Genomic DNA, 16,126 nt, shown 5'->3' on the forward strand with positions numbered 1-16,126 from the left:
TGCACTGGCCCCTCGAGAGCTACCTGCAGAGCGACCATCCCCTGCAGCAGGCGGTGGTCAAGCGGGTCGGGGAACTGCTGGGGCTGCCGGGGGCCGAGCTGATCAGCGCCCGGGACGACTGCGGCGCCCCCACCCTGCAGTTGCAGCTGGCCCAGATGGCGCTGTTGTTCGCCCACCTCGGTGGCGGTGAGCAGGCCGACCTGGAGCGGCTCAGCCGGGCGATGCTCGCCCACCCGGAGCTGATCGCCGGCGAAGGGGCGTTCGACACCGAAGTGATGCGCCTGGGCCACGGCCAGGTGCTCAGCAAAGGCGGGGCCGAGGGCATCCAGTGCCTGAGCCGGGTGGGCGAAGGTATGGGGGTGGCCATCAAGGTCGATGACGGGGCGAGGCGCGCCAAGCAGGCCGTGGCCCTGCACCTGCTGGAACAGCTGGAATGGCTCACCCCCACCACCCTGGTGGACCTGCGCCAGCGCTACCTGGTCCCCGCCGACCACCTGCGCCTGGAGGTGATCGGCGAGCTCCGTTTCGACGGCGCCCGCCCCTGAGGCGGGGGCATCGGCTGATACAATTACCAGGTGCAACGCGGGGTAGAGCAGTCTGGTAGCTCGTCGGGCTCATAACCCGAAGGTCAGGAGTTCAAATCTCCTCCCCGCCACCAACTCCGAAGCCCAGCCAAGGGTTTTCATCCAGCAACCCTCCAGCCACCGGCTGGGGGGTTGCTGTTTTATGGCCCCGAGACCCCCCCGACCCAGGTCATGTTGCCGGCCCTTCCTCCCCAGCCGGATGCGATCCCTGTTCAGGCGGCGGAGTCCCCCCTGGCACCGAAACCCCTGGGCGCCCTGCCAGCCGACCTGCAGCCCCTGGTTCGGGAGCTGCAGCGGTTCGGCTTCAGGCTCCAGATCAGCGCACCGCCGCTGCGGGGGGCCTACGGACTGTTTGAGGCCGGTTCGCGCAGGATCTGGATCGCCCCGATCAGTTTCGAACTGGGCATCGCCCGTCAGACCTTCCTCCACGAGGCGGTGCATGCGGTCCAGAGCTGCCCGACCGGCAAGGTGACCCCGATCGGCTGGCGTCTGCCGCCGATGCCGCCGGTGGTGCGCCAGGAGATCGGTGGCATCCTCACCACCCGTTACCACCACCATCGGTTGGCCGAACAGGAAGCCTTTTATCTCCAGGGTCAGCCCGATGCCGTGCCCCGTCTGATCGAGGCCCTGCGTCGTCGCTGTGGCCTGCCGCGGCGAGCCGTCGCTCCTGCATGATGCCGGGACCGGTTCGCCTGCCGATGTCCGCCGCCCGATCCCCAGCTCCCAGCAGCGAGACCCCCTGGGACGCTGTGGTGGTGGGGGCGGGGGCCAACGGATCGGTGGCCGCCATGGTGCTGGCGGAAGCAGGGCTGCGGGTGCTGGTGCTGGAGGCGGGGCCGGAGCTCCCCGCCCGGCGGGCCCTGGGCAGCGAGCCACTCAACAGCCTGCGCCGTCTCGCCCACCTCAGCAGCGGCCGCCAACGCCTGCAGCGTCACCATCCCGGGTTCTGGAAACACAACCCCGAGCTGTTCGTCGACGAGCGGCAGAACCCCTACAGCACGCCGCCGGACGCCCCGTTCCTGTGGACCCGGGGCCGCCAGGTGGGTGGCAAGAGCCTCACCTGGGGTGGCATCACCCTGCGCCTGTCGGAGGCGGAGTTCCAGGCGGCGCGGCGGGATGGCCACGGCCCGGCCTGGCCGATCGGAACCGTCGAGCTGGCGCCCTTCTACGACCGCCTGGAAACCCTGCTGGGGGTCCACGGCCAGCGGGATGGTCTTGCCCAGCTGCCGGACGGTCAGTTCCTGCCGCCGCTGCCGTTCACGCCGGGGGAGCGACACCTGCAGGGGGCGATCGCCAGAGATCTGGGCCTGCCCCTGATCCATTCCCGCGGCTTCCGCCTGCACACGCCCACCCCGGCGGCCCCCTGGCCGCCCTCCAGCGCCCAGGGCCGCAGCCTGGCCCGGGCCCTGGCCACCGGCCGGGTGCAGCTGCGCAGCGGGGCGGTGGTGAGCCATCTGGAGATGGCGGCCGGGGGTGCTCGCGCCGAGGCGGTGGTGCTGGTGGAGGCGACGAGCGGCCGGCGGGAGCGCGTCCCCGCCCCCCTGATCGTGCTCTGCGCCTCGACGATCGAAACCGTGCGACTGCTGCTGCATTCGAGCGAGGCCACCCGCAGCGGCGGCCTCCGCGATCCCTCCGGCAGCCTGGGCCGCTTCCTGATGGACCACATCTCCACCAGCCGGTTCTTCTCGATCCCGTCAATCGCCGCGCCGGCCGAACCCGCCGAGCTCTCGGGTGCCGGCAGTTGCTTCATCCCCAACACGGTCAATCTGGACGAGCGCAGCCAGGAGGACTTTCTGCGCGGCTACGGGATCTGGGCGGCCCTGCAGCGCTTCGATCCCCCCGCCCTGCTCAGGCGCCGGCCCGGGGAGGCGGTGGGCTTCCTGATCGGCCCTGGGGAGGTGCTGGCCCGGGCGGAGAACCGGGTGAGCCTCGATGGCGACCGCACCGATGCCTGGGACCTGCCCATCCCCCACATCGACTGCCGTTGGGGGCGCAATGAGCAGGCGATGGTGGCCCACATGCAGGGGCGCATGGAGGCCGTCGTGGCCTCGGCAGGGGGCCGCATCCGACCCATCGAAGAGCTGTTCGTGCTGCCGTTGCTGGAGCCCATGATCCGCAGCAGCCTGGCGGTGCGGCCCGAGGCGCCGCCACCCGGGTACTACATCCATGAACTGGGCGGGGCCCGCATGGCAGGCACCCCGGAGGCGGGCGTCGTCGATGCCTGGAACCGCTGCTGGGGTGCCCCCAACGTGCTGGTGACCGATGGCTCCTGCTGGCCCAGCGCCGGCTGGCAGAGCCCCACCCTCACCGAAATGGCGATCACCTGGCGCGCCTGCGCCGCCGCCGCGGAGCGGATGCGGCGAGGCTGACCGCGCCGGTCAGGGAGCCGTCACACGAGGGGGAAGGTGGTGTCGATCACCACAGTCTTCCCAGCGAAGCCTGCGCACAATGGCGGGGCGACCTCCAAAGGGTCGGGCAAGGGAGAAAACCATCAGCGGGGGTTGGCACCCTCGCTTTTTTTTTGTCTCAGGGCTTCTGGAAGAGACCGTCGAGGTAGTGCTGGGAAACGACGGGCTCCTGGCAACCGTTCTGGAACAGGAATCCAGCCAGGGCTGAGGTGATGACGCTGTACTGATCCCAGTGCGGATGGGTCTTGATGAAATCCCGCATGCCTTCGTAGAGCACCTCCGGCACCTCCGCTTCCAGGCTGACGCTTGCCGCGTCGTCGAGGCACCCCGGGCACTCTGGATCCATGGCCATGCTGGTGCGGGTCGGCTGGGGTCGTCCTAAGTACGCCACAGGGGAGGCCCAGCGTCAAAACCGTCTTCACGGAAGCCAGCATCGGCCTGGGGTGGTGAGACTCGTTGCCCCGGCTGGGCCGGGGCCGGTGTGTCCCACAACACGCCTGCAGCCGATGGCCGCTGGCGAGCCCTGTCAAGGCTGATCCGAGCAATCATTCACTTTCCCCAGCCCCCGTGTCCCAGCGCAGCCGAGAGGGGGCCATCTGTGGAAAAAGACCCTTGAATCGGGGGAAAACGGCCTCCATGTGGGGGAAAGCCCCGATTGATCGGAAACATTGATCAGATAAGAGTCTCTCTGGACTCAGCACTGGATGAGACCGGCGAGGCCAGCAGACCCTGACGCGCAGGCTCAGTCGGCAGGGCGCCGCAGGGTGAGGGGGCCCAGGGGGTGGTCGGCGTGGGGATAGATCGGATGGTGGTGGTGCCCCCCCTGACTGTGCCCATGGCCGTGGCCGTGGCCGTGGTCGTGGTCATGGTCGTGGTCGTGGCCAGCCGCAGAGCCGCCCAGCGGCAGGGGCACCCCATCTGGCTGGCAGGCTCCCGTGCACTCCCGCTCGCAGAGGGTGCAGCTCTCCACCAGCCCCTCCACATGGTGGTGGTGGCTGTGCTGGGGCGCCCCCACTTCCCGCTCGAAGCCCAGCACCTGGGCCCGGTACTTGCACAGGGAGCAGTTCATGTTGGCCTCCCCCCCCAGCACCTCGGCGACCCGCTCGCGGAAGGTGTCCAGCACCAGGGGATGGTCGCCGAGGTACCCGGCCTGGACCATCTCCAGTTCTGGATGGTCGGCGGCAACCCGCTCGCTGTGCTGCCGGATTCGGCTCACCAGCACCCCGGAAAAGAGGAAATACGGGAAGACGACGATGCGCCGGTGGCCGAGCTTGACCGCCTGGCGCAGGCCCGGTTCCACCAGGGGGAAGGTGACGCCGGAATAGAGCGTCTCCCCCCAGCCGAAGCCGAAGCCCTCCACCAGCATCCGGGTCACCTTGGCGACGTTGGAGTTGGCATCCGGATCGGAGGAGCCCCGCCCCACCACCGCCAGCAGCGTCTCGTGCAGCGGCACGGGGCTGCGGCCAGCGGCGACGGCGGCGGCATCGGCGGCCTCGAGGCTGGCGCGGATCCGGGCAGCGGCGGCCTGGATCATCTTGAGATCCACCCCCAGCTCCCGGCCGTAGTCGATGCGCAGCCCCGTCTCGGCGGCGTAGGTGTTGAGCACCGAGGGGATGTCGTTCTTGGCATGGCCGGCGGCGAACAGCATCGCCGGCACCGCCAGCACATGGCGCACGCCCCGCTGGCGCAGGGCGTCCAGGCCGTCGCGCAGGATCGGCCGGGCGAACTCCAGGTAGCCGTGGTCGACGGGCACGGGATCGAGGTGGTGCTGCAGCTGGTGGGCCAGGGAGGCGAACTCGGCCACCGCCAGACGGTTGCGACTGCCGTGGCCGCAGACGAGCACACCGATCGGGCCGTGGGGTCCGGCCAGGGCGCCGTCTCGGTCAGGGGCGGTGGTCATGGACGTCTGCGCGTGGATCGACCCTATTCCCGCGGCTGGGACCAGCCGGGATGCCGCCAGGATGGGGCTCAGCCACCGGCACCCATGAGCCTGCATCTGCCCCCCTACCGGCCCCTGCCCCCACCGGGACCCAGGGCGGAACTGTTCAGCGTCGCCATCGCCGACCTCCAGCCCACCCAGATGTGCGTGGGCCTGGCGGAGGTGCGCAGTCGCCAGCAGGACTTTTCGCAGGAAACGGCCGAGCAGCGGCTGCGCTATCTGCGCGGCAAACCGGTGCCCCTGGTACTCGGTGGGGCCGGGGAGTTCTGGATGGTCGACCGCCACCATCGCCTGCGGGGGCTGATCGAGATCGATCCATCCGCCCAGGCCTATGGCTACCTGGTCCTCGATCTGCCGGGGTCCCCCCCCGAGGCGGTGCTGGCCGAGCTGCAGGAGCGCGGCTGGCTGTACCTCTATGACGGCCGCGGCCATGGCCCCCTGGCACCGGCGGCCCTGCCGCAGCGGCTGCCGGATCTCCAGGACGATCCCTACCGCTCCCTGGTGTGGCGCCTCAAGAAGGAGGGCATGATCGATCCGGCGCCCCTGATCCCCTTCCACGAGTTCCGCTGGGGAGCCTGGCTGCGCAGCCGCCCCCTGCCCCCCTTCAGCTCCAGCAACCTGGCGCCGGCCCTGGCCGCCGCCCGTTCCCTGGTGCGCTCCGCTTCCGCCTCCCACCTGGCCGGCTGGAAGGGCTGAGACCGCCTCTGCAGGCGGCTCAGTCGGGCCGGTTGCGGGGCGGGGCACCATCCCCCACCAGCAGCAGCCGTTCCCAGCGATCGAACCACTGGGCCAGCAGCAACGCGGCACCGGCCAGCAGCAGCCCCACCACCAGAACCTGGGGGGTCTGCCACCAGGCGACCGCCAGCAGGGCCAACCAGGGAATGGCCTGCAACAGGGGCCGCCAGCGCCGCAGGCCGCGCCGGGCGCCACGGCAGGCGGAGCAGTGCTGCCCGTGGCTGTGCCAGCGGTCCATCAGCGCCGTCTGGTCGAGGCGGGGGGGCAGGGGCTGGCCGGGGAAGGGGTCGCCGTCGTGGTCATTGACCCAGTCGTGCAGGGCCTTGACATAGACATCGGCGCCCGTGGCCAGGAAGAACGCCCGCTCGGCCCCGCCGCTGCGCCCACGCTGCTCCAGCACCCGCTCCTGCCAGTGCAGGAACACCTGGTCGTCCTCCAGCACGGTGTGGTTGGCGATGTGCTGCAGCCACCGGGGCCGGAGGCCCAGCAGCAGGGGCGGCAGGCGGGACTCGAACTGGAAAGGGAAACGGGCGAACAGGCGGCATTCGCCCCGGCGGATCGGCGTCGCGTAGACCACCGTGAGAATCCGGGCGAAGCCCGGCGCCGTGAGCTCATGCCACATCAGGCCGGGGGCGGCGAAGGTGGTGGACTGGCTGCCGAGCGTTCCCTTGCGGGGCCCTTCCTGCCACAGGGCCGTGAAGCCCTCCGGGCCTGAGCTGGTGATCGTCGCGGCCACCGGGGCGGCGTTCTCCCGCTTGCCCACGGTGCGGTGGTGGGTGAAGGGCACATGGCTCACATCGAGCACGTTCTCCAGCAGGGTGAGGGCATCCATGGGCAGATCCCGGAAGGTGTCCTGCACGAACCAGCCCGGCTCCTCCAGTACCGGCACCAGGGGCAGGGGCACCGCGGCGGACCCGTCCGCCTCTCCGGCGAACACGAACAGCAGACCCTGGGCCTCGGCGGTGGCGTAGGCCCGACAGCTGGAGCGGACGGCGCTGGGGGTCGCCCCCGCCTCGGCCTGGGGGATGGCGGTGCAGTGGCCATCGCCGGCGAAGGTCCAGCCGTGGTACGGGCACTCCAGCTGGCCGGCGCCATTGAGGCGGCCTTGGCTGAGGGGCACCAGGCGGTGGGGACAGACATCGGCGAAGGCGCGCCAGACCGGGCCGGCGCCATCCCACCAGAGCACCAGGTCCTCCTCCAGCAGGGTGAAGGCGGTGGGCCGGGTGCGGTCGAGGTCCCGCAGATAGGCCACCGGATACCAGTGCTGGCTCCAGGCGGTACGCGTCATGCCGATGATTCTGCTGGGGGACGCCGGCGGGTGCGCGCCCGTTACAAGACAACGCGGGGAGGGCGACCGCCCGCGGCGGCGCTCCTAGGACGGCCTGGAGGACACCCCTGCCATCCCTTTCCATCCCCGTGGGCACCTTCCTGGCCGGCAATCCCCTGGCGATCTTCGCCCTGCTGCTGGTGCTGAGCGTGGTGGTGCCCCCCCTGGTGCGACCGTTGCGGCTGCCGGATCTGGTCGGACTGCTGGTGGCCGGGGTGGCGATCGGTCCCCATGGACTCGCCTGGCTCGTCTCCAGCAACGAGACCGTGCGCCTGCTCTCGGACGTGGGGGTGATCTATCTGCTGTTCATCGCCGGTCTGGAAATCGACCTGGGGGAGTTCCAGCGGATCCGGGCCCGCTCCTTCCGCTTCGGCCTGCTCACCTTCACCTTGCCGATGCTGGCGGGCACGGTGCTGGGATTCGCCTACGGCTACCCGCTCGTGAGCGCGGTCCTGATCGGGTCGATCCTGGCCTCCCACACCCCCCTGGGCTACCCGATCGTGCGCAGCTTCGGCGCCATGCGGGAAGAATGCGTCACGGTGGCGATCGGCGGCACGATCTTCACTGACATCGCTGCCCTGGTGGTGCTGGCCCTCTGCGTCAGCCTCGGCAAGGGCCAGCTGAGCGGCGTGGGGGTGGTCGCCCTGCTGCTCAAAGTGGCCGTCTATGCCGCCGCTGTGCTGCTGCTGATCCGCTGGCTCGGCCGGGGGCTGATCCGCCGCAGCGTCGACGGCGACAGCCGCCTGTTCGTGGCGGTGCTGCTGGCCCTGTTCCTGGCGGCGGTGGGGGCGGAGCTGGCCGGTGTGGAGAAGATCGTCGGCGCCTTCCTGGCCGGCCTGGCCGTGAACGGCGTTTTGCCGGAGGGCCGGGTCAAGGAACAGGTGGTGGTGGTGGGGGCGAGTCTGTTCATCCCGCTGTTCTTCATCGATCTGGGGCTGCTGCTGGATGTGCCGGTGTTCCTGAGCACGATGACGGGCTCGGTCTTCGCCATCGCCCTGATCCTGACCCTGATCACCAGCAAGGGGCTGGCCTCCTGGTGGTCGGGTCTGCTGTACCGCTACGACGGCCCCCAGATGCTCACCCTCTGGTCCCTGTCGCTGCCCCAGGTGGCCGCCACCCTGGCGGCCACCTATGTGGGCTTCCGCCAGGGCCTGCTGGATGAGCGGATGCTCAACAGCGTCCTGGCCCTGATGGTGGTGACCGCCACCCTGGGGCCGATCCTCACCTCGGTGGCGATGACCCGCATGGCCAGCCGCCTGGCCAGGGATCTGAGCCTGCAGGAGAGCGGCCAGCTGGCCCTGGTGCGACGGGCCCTGCGGGTGCTGGTGCCGATCAGCGAGGCCCGCAGTGAGGAACCCCTGCTGGCGCTCGCCGGGCGCCTGATCGACGGCGAAGCGGGCCGCCAGGGTTCGGTGCTGCCCCTGGCGGTGGTGTCGCCGCGCATGGCCGAGGCGGGCCGCGGCTCCCAGCCGGTCGTGCACCGGGCCCTGGCCGAGGGGCGCCAGCTGCTGGAGCGGGCCGATGCCTTCACCGCGGCGGCGGGGGTGCCCAGCCGCTCCCTGCTGCGGGTCGACAACGACATCCCCGGAGGTATCGCCCGCACGGCCCTCGAGCAGGGGGCCGACCTGGTGCTGGTCGGCGTGGCAGCGGCCCCCAGGCTGGGGCGCTGGCTGTTCGGCGATCTGGTGGCCGCCATCTGCCGTCAGGCCCACTGCCCGGTGGTGATGGCCCGACTGCGGGACAACCCGGCCAGCTTCCGCCGGCTGCTCGTGCCGGTGAAGGACCTCTCCGCCGGCGCCCTGGAGCAGTACCAGCTGGCGGAACGGTTGCTCAGCGCCTGCCCACCCGGTGACGGCGGCGCCATCACCCTGCTGCACATCCACGAGCCCTGGCTGCCCCAGGCGGAACGGGAGCAGCTGGCCCGCCAGCTCCAGGGCTGGGTTCCCTCCAGGTCCGGGGACGGCGTGCCGGTCACGGTGGAGCTCCTGGCCCACCAGAACGTGGCCGAGGCGATCGAGCGCGGCAGCGAGAGCCATGATCTGGTGATCCTGCGCTCCCTGAGGCGCCTGGTGGAGGGCGTACCGATTCCCGCCAGCGACCAGGCCACCGGCCTGCTGCGGCGCCTGCGCTGCTCGGCTCTGGTGATCAGCGATCCACTCCACTGATCCCCTGCACGGATCCAGGGCCTTGACTAGACAGAGGGGAGACCTGCCGCTCCCATGTCCTACAGCCATCTCCTGGTACCCAGCGACGGTTCCGACCTCTCGATGGAGGCTGTGCGCCAAGCCGTGGCCCTGGCCTCCGCCCTCGGGGCCCGCATCACCTTCTTCCATGCCCAGGCCAGCGTGCCGGTGCAGGTGGTGGGGCTCGGCGAGATGCTCGATGCCACCACGATGGAAGCCCTGATGAGCGCCAGCCGCAAGGATGGGGACCGGATCCTGGAGGAGTCCCTGGCGGTGGCCAAAGAGGCCGGCATCAATGCCACGGCCGAGCGGGTGCTGAGCGACCTGCCCCACCAGGCCATCGTCGAGGCCGCCACCCGGCTGGGCTGCGACCTGATCCTGATGGCCTCCCACGGCCGTCGCGGCCTGGTGGGGATGCTGATCGGCAGCGAAACCCAGCGGGTGCTGGTCCAGTCCCCCTGTCCGGTGCTGGTGATCCGATGAGGTCCATCCCCAACGGCGGGGGCGACGGCGCCACGGATCGGACCTACGACATCCTGCGCTCCCAGCACCAGCCGCTGGCGGCCCTGTTCACCCCTCGCAGCGTGGCCGTGATCGGGGCCTCGGACCGGCCGGGCAGCGTCGGGCGTGGCGTGCTCTGGAACCTGATCAGCCACCCCTTCGGCGGCACGGTCTACCCCATCAACCCCAAGCGCCCGAGCGTGCTGGGGATCCGCGCCCACGCCACGATTGCGGAGGTGCCCGAGCCGGTGGACCTGGCCGTGATCGCCACCCCCGCCGCCACGGTTCCGGCCCTGATCGAGGCGTGCGCGGCGGCCGGGGTCAAGGGCGTGATCGTGCTGTCGGCGGGCTTCCGGGAGATCGGCGCCGCCGGCATCGCCCTGGAGGCCCGCATCCGGGATGGTCTGCGCCGCACCGGCATGCGGCTGGTGGGACCCAACTGTCTGGGGCTGATGAATCCCCGCACCGGCCTCAACGCCACCTTCGCCGGCGCCATGGCCCGCCCTGGCCACGTGGGCTTCCTGAGCCAGTCGGGGGCCATCTGCACCGCGGTCCTCGACTGGAGCCTGCAGGAGAACGTGGGCTTCAGCGCCTTCGTCTCGATGGGCTCAATGCTCGATGTGGACTGGGGGGATCTGATCACCTACCTGGGGGACGACCCGGAGACCCACAGCATCGTCATGTACATGGAATCGATCGGGGATCCCCGCTCGTTCCTCTCGGCGGCGCGGGAGGTGGCCCTCACCAAGCCGATCGTGGTGATCAAGGCCGGCCGCACCGCCGAGGCGGCCCAGGCGGCGGCCTCCCACACCGGGGCCCTCGCCGGCAGCGACGCCGTCCTGGATGCGGCCTTCCGGCGCTGCGGCGTGCTGCGGGTGGACAGCATCACCGACCTGTTCGACCTGGCCGAAGTGCTGGCCAAGCAACGCCGCCGGCCCCTGGGGCCGCGGCTGACGATCCTCACCAACGCCGGGGGGCCGGGGGTGATCGCCACCGATGCCCTGGTGCGCCACGGCGGCCAGCTGGCCACCCTGCCGGCGGCCACCCTGAAGGACCTCGATGCCGTGCTGCCGCAGCACTGGAGTCGGTCCAACCCCATCGACATCCTGGGGGACGCGGATCCGGACCGCTACGAGCGGGCCATCCGCCTGGCCCTGGCCAACCCCGACAGCGATGGCCTGCTGGTGGTGCTCACCCCCCAGGCCATGACCGACCCCACCAGTACCGCCGAGCGGCTGGTGGCCCTGGCGGCGACCACCACCAAGCCGCTGCTGGCCAGCTGGATGGGCGGCCAGGACGTGGAGGCGGGGGAGCGCCTGCTGAATGACGCCGGCATCGCCACCTACCGCTACCCGGACGCAGCAGTGCAGCTGTTCGATCTCCTGTGGCATTACAGCGACAACCTGCGCGCCCTCTACGAAACCCCGGCCCTGGTGCCCGAGACCGAGGCGACGGGCGACCCTGAGCCCCACGCCGATCGCGAGCGGGTGGAGGCGCTGCTGGAAGGGGTGCTGGCCGAGGGGCGCACCCTGCTCAATGAATGGGAGGCCAAGCAGGTGCTGGAGGCCTACGGCATCCCCACGGTCCCCACCCACATGGCCACCAGTGCCGAGGCGGCCAGCGCCGCCGCCGACGCCATGGGCTACCCGGTGGTGGTCAAGCTGCTGTCCGCCGAGCTCACCCACAAGAGCGATGTCGGTGGTGTGCAACTGAACCTGCGGGACGGCGCCGCCGTGGCCCAGGCCTTCCGCACCATGCAGGAGGCGATCGTGGCGCTGCACGGGGCGAGCGCCTTCGGCGGGGTGACCGTGCAGCCGATGCTGGAGCTGACCGGTGCCTACGAGCTGATCGTCGGCAGCAGCATCGACCCCCAGTTCGGCCCTGTGATCCTGTTCGGCACCGGGGGGCTGCTGGTGGAGGTGTTCCGTGACAGCGCCGTGGCCCTGCCGCCACTGAACACCACCCTGGCCCGGCGGCTGATGGAACGCACCCGCATCCATGCGGCCCTGCAGGGGGTGCGGGGCCGGCCACCGGTGGATCTGGCGGCACTGGAGCGGCTGCTGGTGCGCCTCAGCCGGCTGGTGCTGGAGCACCCGGCGATCCTCGAACTCGACATCAACCCCCTGCGGGTGGCCCCTGGGATCGGCAAGGGGTCGCTGGTGGCCCTGGATGCCCGGGTGCTGCTGCAGTCGTCCTCCGGGGCCACCTGTTTCACCCCCAGACCGGCGATCCGGCCCTACCCGAGCGAGTACGTGCGCCCCTGGCACCTGCCCGACGGATCACCGGTGACGCTGCGGCCGATCCGACCGGAGGACGAACCCCTGCTGGTGACCTTCCACCGCACCCTGTCGGAGCAGAGCGTCTACTTCCGCTACTTCCATCTGATGACCCTGGGCCACCGCATCGCCCATGAACGGCTGACCCGGATCTGCTTCACCGACTACGACAGGGAGATGGCCCTGGTGGTGGAGCGGTCGGGGCAGAACGGCGCCCCTGCCGAGGTGCTGGGGGTGGGCCGGCTCAGCAGGATCCACGACGACAACGCCGCCGAGTTCGCCATGCTGATCGCCGATCCCTGGCAGCGGCAGGGATTGGGCACCGCCCTGCTGGGGCTGCTGATCACGATCGGCCGCACCGAGGGGCTCGAGCGTATCTGTGCCGAGATCCTGCACGAGAACAGGGGCATGCAGCACGTGTGTCAGAAGCTGGGCTTCCGGCTCCGGCCCACCGCCGAGTGCGTGCATGCCGAGATCAGCCTGCTCGATGCTGGAGCTGCCAGGCCCGCTGCAGATCCACCCGGGTAACGCGGAACCCCAGCCGGCGGGCGGCCAGAACCAGCTCCGCGCGGGAGCGGCAATGGCGCAGACCGCGGCGGATCACCTCATCCGTCTCGGCCTCCTCAACGAGGCGCTCCAGTTCGCTCCAGCTCATCGGGTCCTCCCGCCCTCTGGTTCACGCTGGCAAGGGCCGGCCGATCTGACCAGGGGTCGACAACAAGCGATGCAGAGGGCTGCAGGCCGCCAGTCGCATCCTGTCGGACATCACCGGGGACCCGTTCACGGATCGGTCACATGACTTCGCTTGATTGATGTCACCCCCACCTCAGGGGTCGCTCCTCACAACGCGAACCACCATGAACACCATTCTTCGTCTGGGGTCCCGCCGCCTCGCGGGCCTGCTGGGCACCACCGGCGCCCTGGCCCTGCTGGCCGCCCCCCTTCAGGCCTTGGCCGGTCCCTGGGGCCAGGCCGGTGTCCCCCGTCAGGTCGACAGCCGCCGTGTTCCCTACCCCGTGCAGACCCTGCCCAGCCCCTCGTCCTATGGGGATGGCTACGGCGGCGGCTACCGGGCCGACTACGACGTCGATCGCTACCGGGCCAACGTACCGGTGGCCCCTGACTACCTCCAGGCCCAGACGGCCCAGCGCTGCAACGTCGGCCGGCTGGTGGGCGGCATCATCGGCGGTGGCCTGGGCTACGCCGCCTCCCGCCAGGACGGCCGCACCTGGGCCGTGCCGCTCGGGGCCCTGCTGGGTCAGCAGATGGGCTGCAGCATCGGCGCCCAGCGGGCTCCCCTGCCCTGGTGAGCCCCTGGCTCAGGAAGCGGTGCCGAAGGCCACCTGACAGGCGGCATTGAGGAGCTCCGCTTCCTGGGCATTGCCCGGCACCTGGCCGTTCAGCAAGCCCGACTGACAGTCGGCCGAGAGCTGATACACGCTGCCATTGGCACTGACATCAAAGGCCACCGTGGCCGTGCCGGTCGGCTGGACCGTGCCGAACAGCAACTCGTACTGGGTGTTGGGCACCACGATCACGGTCTGGCTGCTGGCCACCGCCGCATCCACGGCACTGTTGATGATGGCGGCCGTCGCCAGGGTGCCCACCCCCCAGGCGGCGGCGCTGGCCCCCCACCATCCCCAGGACGGGGTGGCCCAGCCGCCGTACCAGCCATGGTTCCAGGGTCGGGCGACCCCCCAGCCCGGACGGGCCCAGCCCGGCCGGACGCCGATGGCGTTGACGTTGACAGCGCGATTCCAGTTGCGGTTGACGTTGACGTTCCGGTTGATGTTCCGGTTGACGTTGCGGTTGAGCGACCCGGTACCGACGGCTCTGTTCAGGCCCGGGTTGCCGACCACCCCGCCGGGGCGCGCCACAGGGCGGTTGATCGATGGACCCCCAAGCCCACCGGCGACTCCGCTGCTCCAGCCACCGGCGGGCCGGCTGACACCCCGGTTGAGGCCGCCGGCTCCGCCGGATCCCTGGAAGCCGGTGCGACCCAGCGATCCGCCGCCGCCGGCACGGCCGAGTCCACCGCCACCAACCCTGGCGCCGCCGCCACCGCCACCCATCCGGCCACCACCACCCCCGCCCCGGGAGATGAGCATGGGTGCCTGGGTGGCCATGGAAGCATCAACGGCCAGAGCCGCCCCGACCGGGGAGGCGATCACACCGACCATCAACAGGGTGAGTCCGCTCAGGTATTTCATTTCAGCAGCAGGGCGCAGGCGTCGTCGTAGCAGCTGGCGTCCACACGGCCGTCGGCGCCGAAATGCACCATGACCAGATCCCGGCCCTGGAGGCGGGTGTTGGCGCGATCCTCCCGGACACTGTTGAGATAGTTGGGGTTGACCACGCACAGGTCCTTGCCGTTGAAGCAGACCGTGTTGGTGGAGAAGCGGGCCGAGGCGCCGCGCAGGGGGCGCCAGCTGCGGGTGTCGTGGGCCCACATCGCCATCGTCACCGGATCAGAAGTGATGCGCACGGTTTCCACGCTGTTGCCGATGCGATGGCGGTACAGGGTGGCCCCGCCACTGTCCACCGCTTCCACGCTGCAGGGCACTGGGGCCGCGCCCTGAAGCGCGCACTGGGTGGAGAGTCGATACAGCACTTTGGCGGTGGGATCCTGCGGGGCGGCCCCCACCGGCGGAATGGCCAGCAGAGCGCTGACCATCAGGCCAGCCAGGAGGGTGCCCCCCGCCGGGATCGGGGCCAGGGGCCGCCAGCCCGTGGGCTGACCGTTGGGAAGCAGGGGATTCCGGCGCAGAGGCATGGGAGGTCAGGACCGCGGCCGTCGCCGGCGGAGCGTAGCGATGCGCACATCGTGGCCATGGTCTGGCCGGGCTGGCAACAGCGAAATGGTGCAGATTTTCTGTGGCAGGCCACGGTGACACCGGCCCTGGCGGTCGCGACGGCCTCCCGTTCCGGGCTTTCCCCGTGCTCCCCAGGGCCGGCCTCGCTAGCGTTCAACCAGCCACTGACAGCCCATCGATGGCCGTTCTCAACCGCTGCGCCATCGCGGTGGCGCCCCGGCAGCCGATGGTGGACTGGACCCGGCCCTTCTGGACCCGGGAGGACATGGAGGGGCTGGGGGACGACCACAGCCTCTACCTGATCCCCACCTACGACAGCGAGCTGGAAGCCCAGGACCGGCTGCTGGACAGCTACGGGCAGATCTTCGCCGCCGAGCTGGAACTCTGGTGCCGCGACCGCAGCCGCTGGCCCCAGCCCCGCAGCCTGGAGCTCTTCGAGGCCTGGTTTTCGGTGCGTTTCTTCCCTCTCGTCGAGGACCTGGACAGCGAGCCCCTGCACACCTACGTCATCGATGACGACCTGCAGGACGCCCTGCGCGAGGCCCTGGGCTGAGACATGTTCTTCCGCATCCACCACCGGCTCAGCTACCGCTACGACCGGCCCGTTTTCCTGGAGCCCATGACCCTGCGGCTGACCCCCCGCCAGGATGGCAGCCAGAGGATCCTGGAGCACCATCTGCGACTGGTGGATCCCGCCGCTGGCCTCACCCGCGTGCTCGAGCCCGATGGCACTGACGCGATGGTCGCCTGGTTCCAGCAGGAGCGCGACCAGCTGACGATCGAGGTGGACATGCTGCTGGAGACCCTGCGCAGCAATCCCTACGACTGGATCATCACCCACAGGGAATCCCAGCACCTGCCGGTGGACTACCCAGAGGCCGAGGCCTGCTCCCTGGCGGGCTGCCGGCATGGCCAGATCGATCCGGCCGTCCGGACCTGGGCCCAGGCCATCGCCGACAAGGTCGAGGGATCGGCCACCGCGTTCCTCGGCGCCCTGGCCGATGAGATCCACCACGGCTTTCACCATGTGGGACGACTGGAGGGGGAACCCACCTCGGCGGCGGAGACCCTGGCGACGCTGACTGGGGCCTGCCGGGACACGGCCGTGCTGTACATCGCGGCCTGCCGCAGCCAGGGCCTGGCGGCGCGCTTCGTCAGCGGCTACTCGATGCACCACCCCCCCGAGGTGAGCGAACACGAGCTGCACGCCTGGGCGGAGGTGTACCTGCCCGGGGGGGGCTGGAGAGGCTTCGATCCCAGCCTGGGTCTGGCGGTGGCCGATGGCCATGTGGTGCTCGCCGCCGCGCCGGATCACCACCTGGCGGCCCCGGTCAGCGGCAGCTACCGCGGCACCGGCGTC

General features: G+C 70.6%; 16 protein-coding genes and 1 tRNA gene. 11 read left to right on the forward strand and 6 right to left on the reverse strand.

Annotated elements, in window-relative coordinates:
• The 4 genes from KBZ04_RS05690 to KBZ04_RS05705 all read left to right on the forward strand — a co-directional run.
• Positions 1-545, forward strand: a 545-nt coding sequence (locus tag KBZ04_RS05690; RefSeq protein WP_254990966.1) for an asparaginase, incomplete at its 5' end; no start/stop codon positions are given.
• A gap of 36 nt (positions 546-581) precedes the next feature.
• Positions 582-658, forward strand: a tRNA-Met gene (locus tag KBZ04_RS05695).
• A gap of 100 nt (positions 659-758) precedes the next feature.
• A complete protein-coding gene (locus KBZ04_RS05700; protein ID WP_254990967.1) occupies positions 759-1,259 on the forward strand; it encodes a hypothetical protein in 501 nt (166 codons plus the stop codon).
• Positions 1,260-1,282: 23 nt separating this feature from the next.
• The gene (locus KBZ04_RS05705; RefSeq protein WP_254990968.1) at positions 1,283-2,953 is read left to right on the forward strand and encodes a GMC oxidoreductase; all 1,671 of its coding nucleotides are present in this window, start codon (positions 1,283-1,285) and stop codon (positions 2,951-2,953) included.
• Between the two features lie 157 nt (positions 2,954-3,110).
• Here the strand turns inward: KBZ04_RS05705 and KBZ04_RS05710 are convergent, their stop codons facing one another.
• Positions 3,111-3,344, reverse strand: coding sequence for a DUF2811 domain-containing protein (locus KBZ04_RS05710; protein WP_254990969.1), 234 nt, complete (start codon positions 3,342-3,344; stop codon positions 3,111-3,113).
• 390 nt (positions 3,345-3,734) lie between these two features.
• Positions 3,735-4,892 (reverse strand): sirohydrochlorin chelatase, encoded by a 1,158-nt coding sequence (locus tag KBZ04_RS05715; protein WP_254990970.1) that lies wholly within the window; start codon positions 4,890-4,892, stop codon positions 3,735-3,737.
• An 84-nt stretch (positions 4,893-4,976) separates the two neighbouring features.
• On the opposite strand from KBZ04_RS05715, the gene KBZ04_RS05720 reads away from it, so the two are divergent.
• Entirely contained in the window at positions 4,977-5,627 is a 651-nt protein-coding gene (locus tag KBZ04_RS05720; RefSeq protein ID WP_254990971.1) for a ParB-like protein, read from the forward strand.
• A gap of 19 nt (positions 5,628-5,646) precedes the next feature.
• Here the strand turns inward: KBZ04_RS05720 and KBZ04_RS05725 are convergent, their stop codons facing one another.
• Positions 5,647-6,954, reverse strand: a complete 1,308-nt coding sequence (locus KBZ04_RS05725) for a Rieske 2Fe-2S domain-containing protein (protein ID WP_254990972.1) — start codon at positions 6,952-6,954, stop codon at positions 5,647-5,649.
• A gap of 128 nt (positions 6,955-7,082) precedes the next feature.
• Between KBZ04_RS05725 and KBZ04_RS05730 the strand changes: the two genes are divergently transcribed.
• The 3 genes from KBZ04_RS05730 to KBZ04_RS05740 are packed head-to-tail and all read left to right on the forward strand — an operon-like array spanning position 7,083 to position 12,481.
• Positions 7,083-9,158, forward strand: a complete 2,076-nt coding sequence (locus KBZ04_RS05730; protein WP_254990973.1) for a cation:proton antiporter — start codon at positions 7,083-7,085, stop codon at positions 9,156-9,158.
• Between the two features lie 54 nt (positions 9,159-9,212).
• Positions 9,213-9,659 (forward strand): universal stress protein, encoded by a 447-nt coding sequence (locus tag KBZ04_RS05735; RefSeq protein WP_254990975.1) that lies wholly within the window; start codon positions 9,213-9,215, stop codon positions 9,657-9,659.
• Positions 9,656-12,481 (forward strand): bifunctional acetate--CoA ligase family protein/GNAT family N-acetyltransferase, encoded by a 2,826-nt coding sequence (locus tag KBZ04_RS05740; protein WP_254990976.1) that lies wholly within the window; start codon positions 9,656-9,658, stop codon positions 12,479-12,481. The genes KBZ04_RS05735 and KBZ04_RS05740 overlap by 4 nt, the downstream gene beginning before the upstream one ends.
• Here the strand turns inward: KBZ04_RS05740 and KBZ04_RS05745 are convergent.
• Positions 12,429-12,608, reverse strand: a complete 180-nt coding sequence (locus KBZ04_RS05745) for a Nif11-like leader peptide family natural product precursor (RefSeq protein ID WP_254990977.1) — start codon at positions 12,606-12,608, stop codon at positions 12,429-12,431. The two genes, KBZ04_RS05740 and KBZ04_RS05745, sit on opposite strands and share 53 nt — an antisense overlap.
• 202 nt (positions 12,609-12,810) lie before the next feature.
• On the opposite strand from KBZ04_RS05745, the gene KBZ04_RS05750 reads away from it, so the two are divergent.
• Positions 12,811-13,263, forward strand: coding sequence for a hypothetical protein (locus KBZ04_RS05750; RefSeq protein WP_254990978.1), 453 nt, complete (start codon positions 12,811-12,813; stop codon positions 13,261-13,263).
• 9 nt (positions 13,264-13,272) lie between these two features.
• Here KBZ04_RS05750 and KBZ04_RS05755 read toward each other — a convergent pair whose 3' ends face one another.
• Positions 13,273-14,163: a hypothetical protein gene (locus KBZ04_RS05755; protein WP_254990982.1), complete on the reverse strand. Its 891-nt coding sequence runs from the start codon at positions 14,161-14,163 to the stop codon at positions 13,273-13,275.
• Positions 14,160-14,726, reverse strand: a complete 567-nt coding sequence (locus tag KBZ04_RS05760) for a hypothetical protein (protein WP_254990979.1) — start codon at positions 14,724-14,726, stop codon at positions 14,160-14,162. The genes KBZ04_RS05755 and KBZ04_RS05760 overlap by 4 nt, the downstream gene beginning before the upstream one ends.
• Positions 14,727-14,944: 218 nt before the next feature.
• Between KBZ04_RS05760 and KBZ04_RS05765 the strand changes: the two genes are divergently transcribed.
• Both KBZ04_RS05765 and KBZ04_RS05770 read left to right on the forward strand, forming a co-directional pair.
• Positions 14,945-15,319 carry a hypothetical protein gene (locus tag KBZ04_RS05765; protein ID WP_254990980.1) on the forward strand — a complete coding sequence of 125 codons (375 nt, stop codon included), beginning with the start codon at positions 14,945-14,947 and terminating at the stop codon, positions 15,317-15,319.
• Positions 15,320-15,322: 3 nt separating this feature from the next.
• Positions 15,323-16,126, forward strand: an 804-nt coding sequence (locus KBZ04_RS05770) for a transglutaminase family protein (protein WP_254990981.1), incomplete at its 3' end; no start/stop codon positions are given.

This window comes from Cyanobium sp. N5-Cardenillas, from assembly GCF_024345515.1.
GTDB lineage: Bacteria > Cyanobacteriota > Cyanobacteriia > PCC-6307 > Cyanobiaceae > Cyanobium.

What these genes read in the sequence shown, in the direction of transcription:
- KBZ04_RS05705 (WP_254990968.1), top strand. Translation starts at nt 1,283, where the DNA reads ATGTCCGCCGCCCGATCCCCAGCTCCCAGCAGCGAGACCCCCTGGGAC.
- KBZ04_RS05740 (WP_254990976.1), top strand. Translation starts at nt 9,656, where the DNA reads ATGAGGTCCATCCCCAACGGCGGGGGCGACGGCGCCACGGATCGGACC.
- KBZ04_RS05715 (WP_254990970.1), bottom strand. Translation starts at nt 4,892, where the DNA reads ATGACCACCGCCCCTGACCGAGACGGCGCCCTGGCCGGACCCCACGGC.
- KBZ04_RS05755 (WP_254990982.1), bottom strand. Translation starts at nt 14,163, where the DNA reads ATGAAATACCTGAGCGGACTCACCCTGTTGATGGTCGGTGTGATCGCC.
- KBZ04_RS05760 (WP_254990979.1), bottom strand. Translation starts at nt 14,726, where the DNA reads ATGCCTCTGCGCCGGAATCCCCTGCTTCCCAACGGTCAGCCCACGGGC.
- KBZ04_RS05750 (WP_254990978.1), top strand. Translation starts at nt 12,811, where the DNA reads ATGAACACCATTCTTCGTCTGGGGTCCCGCCGCCTCGCGGGCCTGCTG.
- KBZ04_RS05710 (WP_254990969.1), bottom strand. Translation starts at nt 3,344, where the DNA reads ATGGCCATGGATCCAGAGTGCCCGGGGTGCCTCGACGACGCGGCAAGC.
- KBZ04_RS05745 (WP_254990977.1), bottom strand. Translation starts at nt 12,608, where the DNA reads ATGAGCTGGAGCGAACTGGAGCGCCTCGTTGAGGAGGCCGAGACGGAT.
- KBZ04_RS05735 (WP_254990975.1), top strand. Translation starts at nt 9,213, where the DNA reads ATGTCCTACAGCCATCTCCTGGTACCCAGCGACGGTTCCGACCTCTCG.
- KBZ04_RS05720 (WP_254990971.1), top strand. Translation starts at nt 4,977, where the DNA reads ATGAGCCTGCATCTGCCCCCCTACCGGCCCCTGCCCCCACCGGGACCC.
- KBZ04_RS05765 (WP_254990980.1), top strand. Translation starts at nt 14,945, where the DNA reads ATGGCCGTTCTCAACCGCTGCGCCATCGCGGTGGCGCCCCGGCAGCCG.
- KBZ04_RS05725 (WP_254990972.1), bottom strand. Translation starts at nt 6,954, where the DNA reads ATGACGCGTACCGCCTGGAGCCAGCACTGGTATCCGGTGGCCTATCTG.